At 71.3% G+C, this 7,093-nt stretch carries 5 protein-coding genes; 1 reads left to right on the top strand and 4 read right to left on the bottom strand.

Translation table 11 applies throughout. The features are described 5' to 3' along the window. Window positions 1–113 precede the first annotated feature (113 nt). The 4 genes from ACFV9T_RS42390 to ACFV9T_RS42405 all read right to left on the bottom strand — a co-directional run bounded on the left by ACFV9T_RS42390 (window position 114) and on the right by ACFV9T_RS42405 (window position 3,004). Complete coding sequence (locus tag ACFV9T_RS42390; RefSeq protein ID WP_385449154.1) at window positions 114–599, bottom strand: GNAT family N-acetyltransferase; 486 nt, start codon at window positions 597–599, stop codon at window positions 114–116. Continuing rightward, window positions 596–1,537, bottom strand: coding sequence for an RluA family pseudouridine synthase (locus ACFV9T_RS42395; RefSeq protein WP_385449157.1), 942 nt, complete (start codon window positions 1,535–1,537; stop codon window positions 596–598). Before ACFV9T_RS42395 ends, ACFV9T_RS42390 begins: the two co-directional genes overlap by 4 nt. A gap of 72 nt (window positions 1,538–1,609) precedes the next feature. Continuing rightward, entirely contained in the window at window positions 1,610–2,191 is a 582-nt protein-coding gene (locus ACFV9T_RS42400) for a signal peptidase II (protein WP_385449159.1), read from the bottom strand. A 72-nt stretch (window positions 2,192–2,263) separates the two neighbouring features. Further along, window positions 2,264–3,004, bottom strand: coding sequence for a TraR/DksA family transcriptional regulator (locus ACFV9T_RS42405; protein ID WP_385449162.1), 741 nt, complete (start codon window positions 3,002–3,004; stop codon window positions 2,264–2,266). Window positions 3,005–3,618: 614 nt separating this feature from the next. Here ACFV9T_RS42405 and ileS point away from each other — a divergent pair. Next, a complete protein-coding gene (ileS, locus tag ACFV9T_RS42410; RefSeq protein ID WP_385449163.1) occupies window positions 3,619–6,750 on the top strand; it encodes an isoleucine--tRNA ligase in 3,132 nt (1,043 codons plus the stop codon). The last annotated feature ends 343 nt before the right edge of the window (window positions 6,751–7,093 follow it).

A 7,093-nucleotide genomic window follows, 5' to 3' on the forward strand; every position in this document is an offset into this window, starting at 1 on the left:
GCGCCCCCCCCCCCCGCCGCCCCCCGCGCCCCTCCCCCGGGCGGGCGCGGGCGCGCCCCCCCGGGCGGGGGCCGGGGGCGCAGCCCCCGTTTCGGGAAGGGGCGGGGTGGGGGCTAGGCCCCCCGCAGGGGACGGCGCATCGCACGGTGCGGGATGCCGCTGCCCTCGTCGAACTCCGGCCCGAACGCCTCGTACCCCAGCCGCTCGTAGAACGCCAGCGCGTGGGTCTGCGCCTCCAGGTAGACCTGGGTCAGCCCCCGCCGCCCGGCCTCCGCCTCGACGGCCCGGACCAGCGCCGCACCCAGCCCCGTGCCGCGCGCCGCGGAAGCCACGGCGAGGCGGCCGAGGACGGCGGTGGTGGCGCCGTTCACCCCGGCGTGGGCGTACTTCTTGTCGGCGGCCGCACCGTGCAGAAAGCGGACGGTGCCCACGGGGCGGCCCGCCGAGGAGGCCAGGAGGTGGACGGCGTGCGCGTCGTACGCGTCCATCTCCTCCTCCACGGAGATCCCCTGCTCGACCACGAAGACCTCGCGGCGCACGGCATGGCAGCCCGTGAGATCGCCGTCGGTCACGACCTCGATCACCACCGGCAGGCTCACGCACTCTCCGACCGCACGATGTCCAGCGACCGCTGCAGATCGTCCGGGTAGGGGCTCTCGAACTCGATCCAGCTGCCGTCCGACGGGTGCTCGAAGCCGAGCCGCATCGCGTGCAGCCACTGCCGGGTCAGCTTGAGCCGCTTGGCGAGCGTGGGGTCGGCCCCATAGGTGAGGTCGCCGACACACGGATGGCGGTGGGCCGACATGTGCACCCGGATCTGGTGGGTGCGCCCGGTCTCCAGCTTGATGTCGAGGAGGCTGGCGGCGCGGAAGGCCTCGATGAGGTCGTAGTGGGTGACGCTCGGCTTGCCGTCGGCGGTCACGGCCCACTTGTAGTCGTGCTGGGGGTGGCGCCCGATCGGCGCGTCGATGGTGCCGCTCAGCGGATCGGGGTGGCCCTGGACCAGCGCGTGGTAGCGCTTCTCGACCGTACGCTCCCGGAACTGCTGCTTGAGCAGGGTGTACGCACGCTCGGACTTGGCGACGACCATCAGCCCGGAGGTGCCCACGTCCAGCCGGTGGACGATGCCCTGGCGCTCGGCGGCGCCCGAGGTGGCGATGCGGAACCCGGCGGCGGCGAGCCCGCCGATCACGGTGGTGCCGGTCCAGCCGGGGCTGGGGTGGGCGGCGACGCCGACCGGCTTGGCGATGACCACGATGTCGTCGTCGTCATGGACGATCTCCATGCCCTCGACGGGCTCGGCGACGATCTGGACCGGCGGCGCGGCCTGCGGCATCTCGACTTCGAGCCAGGCCCCACCGGAGACCCGGTCGGACTTCGCGGCGGTACTGCCGTCGACCTGCACCTTTCCGGCGGCGGCCAGCTCGGCCGCCTTGGTCCGCGAGAAGCCGAACATGCGGGCGATCGCGGCGTCGACGCGCTCGCCCTCCAGTCCGTCGGGTACGGGCAGGGTGCGGATCTCGGGAATCGTACTCACCCGTCGAGTATGACGGACCGCGCGGACCGGTTCGTACGCCCGTCGGATACCGGGCCTATGCGGGCAGCGCGGTCAGTCCTTGTGGACCGTGCCGTCCGGGTCGAGCCCGCGGAACGACAGGATCACGATCAGGAAGCCGCCGCACACGATCGCCGAGTCGGCGAGGTTGAAGACCGCGAAGTGGGCGGGCGCGATGAAGTCGACGACCGCGCCCTGGAGATGGCCGGGCGCCCGGAAGACCCGGTCGGTGAGGTTGCCGAAGGCGCCGCCGAGGAGCATGCCGAGCGCGATGGCCCAGGGCAGGCTGTAGAGCTTGCGGGCCAGCCGCGCGATGACCACGATCACCGCGGCCGCGATCACGGTGAAGACGATGGTCATCGCCTCGCCCATACCGAAGGCGGCGCCACGGTTGCGGATCACCTCCAGCTGCAGCCAGGTGCCGATCACCTCGACCGGAGCGTGGTGCTCCAGCTTGGCGACCACGGCCAGCTTGCTGCCCAGATCCAGGAGGTACGCGAACCCGGCGACCGCGACCAGCACCCCGATCCGCCGCTTCTTCCCGGCCCCCGCCGCGGCCGCGGCGGCGCTGGTCCCGGCGCCCTCCTCGGCCTTCCCCGCATCTGGCGTACCGATGGCCTGCTCCGCCTCTGTCAACGTGTGTCCCTCATCGTCCGGGCCAGTCTCCCCCTGGCTCAGGACGAGGGTACGGCACAGGCGTGCGGACGGTCAGCGGCGCTCCTGGCGCTGTTTGCACTCGACGCACAGCGTGGCGCGCGGGAACGCCTGCATCCGGGCCTTCCCGATGGCGTTTCCGCAGTTCTCGCACAGCCCGTACGTCCCGGCGTCCAGCCGCTCCAGGGCGCGCTCGGTCTGCAGCAGCATCTCGCGGGCGTTCCCGGCGAGGGCCATCTCGTGCTCGCGCGTGATGTTCTTGGTGCCGGTGTCGGCCTGGTCGTCGCCCGCGCCGTCGCCGGAGTCGCGCATCAGCCCGGTGATCGCCTGCTCGGAGGCGAGGATCTCGGTGCGCAGGCGGCCCGCCTCGGTCAGCAGCTCGGTGCGCGCCTCCTCCACCTCCTCCGCCGACCAGGGGTCCTCACCGGGACGTACGGCCAGCTCGGCGGGGTCGACGGGGCCGCCCGAGACCCGGGCCTTGGGCACGCCGGAGGGCGGGAACGGCGGCGCGGCCTGCTTCGCGGTCGGCGCGCCGCCCGGGGTCTTCTTCGCAACCACTTTCCTGGCTCCCGTCTTCTTCGCGGGCACCGCCTTCTTGGCGGGTGCGGCCGATCCGGTCTTCTTGGCCGTGGCCTTCTTGACCGTGGCTTTCGTGGTCTTGGTGGCCGTGGTCTTCGCGGCCTTCTTGGCCGTGGCCTTCTTCGTGGCCTTCGCGTCCTTCGCGGCCTTGTCGTCCGGCGCGGCGCTCTTCTTCGCGGACGCGGCCTTCGTCGCTTTCGCAGTGCTCTTCTGCACGGCGGTCTTCCTCGCCACCATGGCCGCGGCCCCTTCACATATTGTGATCTTGCTCGCGAATCGTTCCGGAACGATAAATCGACTCCGGTCACGCGGCAACGGGGCACGCCGCCCGATTCGCCCGGCTTGCCCGTACGGCAATCCGGTCTCCACCGTCATGCCCCACCCGCCGCCCGGTAATCCGGCCGGGAACCGGTACCGGAGAGTGACGTGCGACGGCTCCCGGGCTGCAGCACCCGGCGTATCGGCATTCGGGTCATCTCGGGTGGGGCCCGTACGCCAGTCGGCGCAGCGGCGTAAAGCGGTCGGCCGCGGTCCGTCCGGCCCCGTACACTGGGCCCAGCGAAAGGCGTGGATGGGGACGAGTAGCGTCGTACGCGGCCATCAGCGACCCGGGGACGGTGTGAGCCCGGGGGCGAGCGCGATGTGAAGGATCACCCCTGAGCCGCCGGAAGAACACCCGTACTGGGCCAGTAGAACCGGCATCGCGACCCCAATGAGGGGGCCGGGAGCGCACCGCTCGCGGCCAAGGAGGGTGGTACCGCGGGAGCGCTGACGGCTCTCGTCCCTCCGACGGAAACGATCGAGACGTATCCGCCGGAGGACGTATTCCGATGACGCAGTACCGCCAGGTGCCCGCCCAGGTCGACCTGCCCGCTCTTGAGCACGCCGTGCTCGACTTCTGGCGCGAGAACAAGATCTTCGCCCGTACCCTCGAGCAGTCCGAGGGCCGGCCGGAGTGGGTCTTCTACGAGGGCCCGCCCACCGCGAACGGCATGCCGGGCGCGCACCACATCGAGGCCCGCGTCTTCAAGGACGTCTTCCCCCGCTTCCGCACCATGCGCGGCTACCACGTCGCCCGCAAGGCGGGCTGGGACTGCCACGGCCTGCCGGTCGAGCTGGCGGTCGAGAAGGAGATGAGCTTCAACGGCAAGAAGGACATCGAGGCGTACGGCATCGCCGAGTTCAACGCCAAGTGCCGGGAGTCGGTGACCCGGCACACCGACGCCTTCGCCGAGCTGACCCAGCGCATGGGCTACTGGGTCGACCTGGACGACGCCTACCGCACGATGGACCCCGAGTACGTCGAGTCGGTGTGGTGGTCGCTCAAGGAGATCTTCAACAAGGGCCTGCTGGTCCAGGACCACCGGGTCGCCCCCTGGTGTCCGCGCTGCGGCACCGGTCTGTCCGACCACGAGCTGGCGCAGGGCTACGAGACCGTCGTCGACGCCTCGGTCTATGTGCGCTTCCCGCTGACCTCCGGCCCGCTGGCGGGCGAGGCGTCGCTGCTGGCCTGGACGACCACCCCGTTCTCGCTGGTCGCCAACCTCACGGTCGCCGCCCACCCCGAGGTGACCTACGTGGTCGCCACGGACGGCAACGAGAAGCTGGTCGTCGCCGAGTCGCTGGTCGAACAGGCGCTCGGCGAGGGCTGGACGACCACCGGTCAGAGCTTCACCGGCGCCGAGATGGAGCGCTGGACGTACCAGCGCCCCTTCGAGCTGGTCGAGATCCCCGACGCGCACTTCGTCGTCAACGCCGACTACGTCACCACCGAGGACGGCACCGGCCTCGTCCACCAGGCGCCCTACGGTGAAGAGGACTTCAAGTCCAGCCGCGCCTACGGCGTGCCGATCGTCAACCCGATCCGCACGGACGGCACCTTCGAGGACGAGCTTGACCTGGTCGGCGGCCAGTTCTTCAAGAAGGCCGACGAGGCGCTGGTCCGCGACATGGACGAGCGCGGTCTGCTCTTCAAGCACCTGGCGTACGAGCACAGCTACCCGCACTGCTGGCGCTGCCACACCCCGCTGATCTACTACCCGCAGCCGTCCTGGTACATCCGCACCACCCAGGTCAAGGACGCGCTGCTGCGGGAGAACGAGAAGACCAACTGGTTCCCGGACTCGGTCAAGCACGGCCGCTTCGGCGACTGGCTCAACAACAACATCGACTGGGCGCTCTCCCGCAACCGCTACTGGGGCACCCCGCTGCCCATCTGGCGCTGTGAGGAGAACCACCTGACCTGCGTCGGCTCGCTCACCGAGCTGTCCGAGCTGACCGGCACCGACCAGACCGGGCTCGACCCGCACCGCCCGTACATCGACGAGGTCACCTTCACCTGCCCCGCCGAGGGCTGCTCGCTGGACGCCGTGCGGGTGCCGGAGGTCATCGACGCCTGGTACGACTCGGGTTCGATGCCGTTCGCGCAGTGGGGCTACCCGTACCGCAACAAGGAGATCTTCGAGAAGCGCTACCCGGCGCAGTTCATCTCCGAGGCCATCGACCAGACCCGCGGCTGGTTCTACACGATGATGGCGGTCGGCACGCTCGTCTTCGATCGGTCGAGCTACGAGAACGTGGTCTGCCTCGGTCACATCCTGGCCGAGGACGGCCGGAAGATGTCCAAGCACCTGGGCAACATCCTGCAGCCGATCCCGCTCATGGACCAGCACGGCGCCGACGCCGTGCGCTGGTTCATGGCCGCGGGCGGTTCGCCGTGGGCGGCCCGCCGGGTGGGCCACGGCACCATCCAGGAGGTCGTGCGCAAGACGCTGCTCACCTACTGGAACACCGTCGCCTTCCAGGCCCTGTACGCCCGCACCTCGGGCTGGGCGCCGTCCGCCACCGACCCGGCCCGCGCCGAGCGCCCGATGCTGGACCGCTGGCTGCTGGGCGAACTGGGCACCCTCACCGAGCAGGTCACCCAGGCGATGGAGGCGTACGACACCCAGCGCGCCGGGCGGCTGCTGTCGGCGTTCGTGGACGACCTGTCCAACTGGTACGTGCGCCGCTCGCGCCGCCGCTTCTGGCAGGGCGACGCGGCCGCGCTGCGCACGCTGCACGAGGTCATCGAGACGGTCACCCGGCTGATGGCCCCGCTGGTCCCGTTCATCACCGAGCGCGTCTGGCAGGACCTGGTCGTCCCCGTCGCCCCGGACGCCCCGGCCTCCGTCCACCTCACCTCGTGGCCGGAGGCCGACCAGGCCATGATCGACCCGGCGCTCTCGGCTCAGATGGCCCTCGTACGGCGGCTGGTGGAGCTGGGCCGGGCCACCCGTGCCGAATCCGGCGTCAAGACCCGCCAGCCGCTCTCGCGGGCGCTGGTCGCCGCGTCCGGCTTCGAGGCCCTGGGCGCCGAGCTGCGCGCCCAGATCGAGGAGGAGTTGAACGTCTCCTCGCTCGCCACGCTGAGCGAGGTCGGCGGCTCGCTGGTCGACACCACCGCCAAGGCCAACTTCCGTGCCCTGGGCAAGCGCTTCGGCAAGGGCACCCAGCCGGTCGCCAAGGCCATCGCGGACGCCGACGCGGCCGCGCTGTCGGTCGCCCTTCGCGAGGGAACCGCCTCAGTCCAGGTCGACGGCGAGACGGTCGCCCTCTCCCCCGACGAGGTCATCATCACCGAGACCCCGCGCGAGGGCTGGTCGGTCGCCTCCGACTCGGGCGCGACGGTCGCCCTCGACCTGGAGATCACCCCGGAACTGCGGCGCGCGGGCCTGGCCCGGGACGCGATCCGGATGATCCAGGAGGCCCGTAAGAACAGCGGCCTCGACGTCGCCGACCGGATCGCCCTGCGGTGGCAGTCGTCCGACGAGGAACTCCGCCAGGCCCTCACGGACCACGCGGAGCTGATCGCCGACGAGGTCCTCGCCACGGACTTCGCCCCCGGCGACCCCGCCCCCGCCTACGGCCCCGCCTTCGAAGACCCGGCCCTGGGCCTCACCTTCCACCTCCACAAGGCGTAAGTCCGGGCGGGGGTTTGTCCCCCACCCCGCCCCTTCCCGAACCGGGACTCCGCCCCGGGCCCCACCAGGCCCGGGGCTTCGCCGTCAAGCGCGGCCCGGTGGCCGCGTTGTGCCCACCCGTCCCGCCCCACGGAACGATTGCCCACAACCGGTCACGAGCGCTCGCACAGCAGCCCATCCGGCGCTTGAGGACCCCAACCCAGCCCGTCCGGCGCTTGAGGACCACGCCCCAGCCCGTCCGGCGCTTGAGGACCGGGGTCCGGGGCGGAGCCCCGGTTACGGGAAGGGGCGGGTAGGGGAAAGAAGCGCCGCACAGCAAAGGGCCGGGCCCGGGAGCTTCAAG

The organism is Streptomyces sp. NPDC059850, from assembly GCF_042731515.1.
GTDB lineage: Bacteria > Actinomycetota > Actinomycetes > Streptomycetales > Streptomycetaceae > Streptomyces.

Excerpts from the sequence above, each read along its gene's own strand:
- ileS (WP_385449163.1), top strand. The coding sequence starts at position 3,619 with ATGACGCAGTACCGCCAGGTGCCCGCCCAGGTCGACCTGCCCGCTCTT.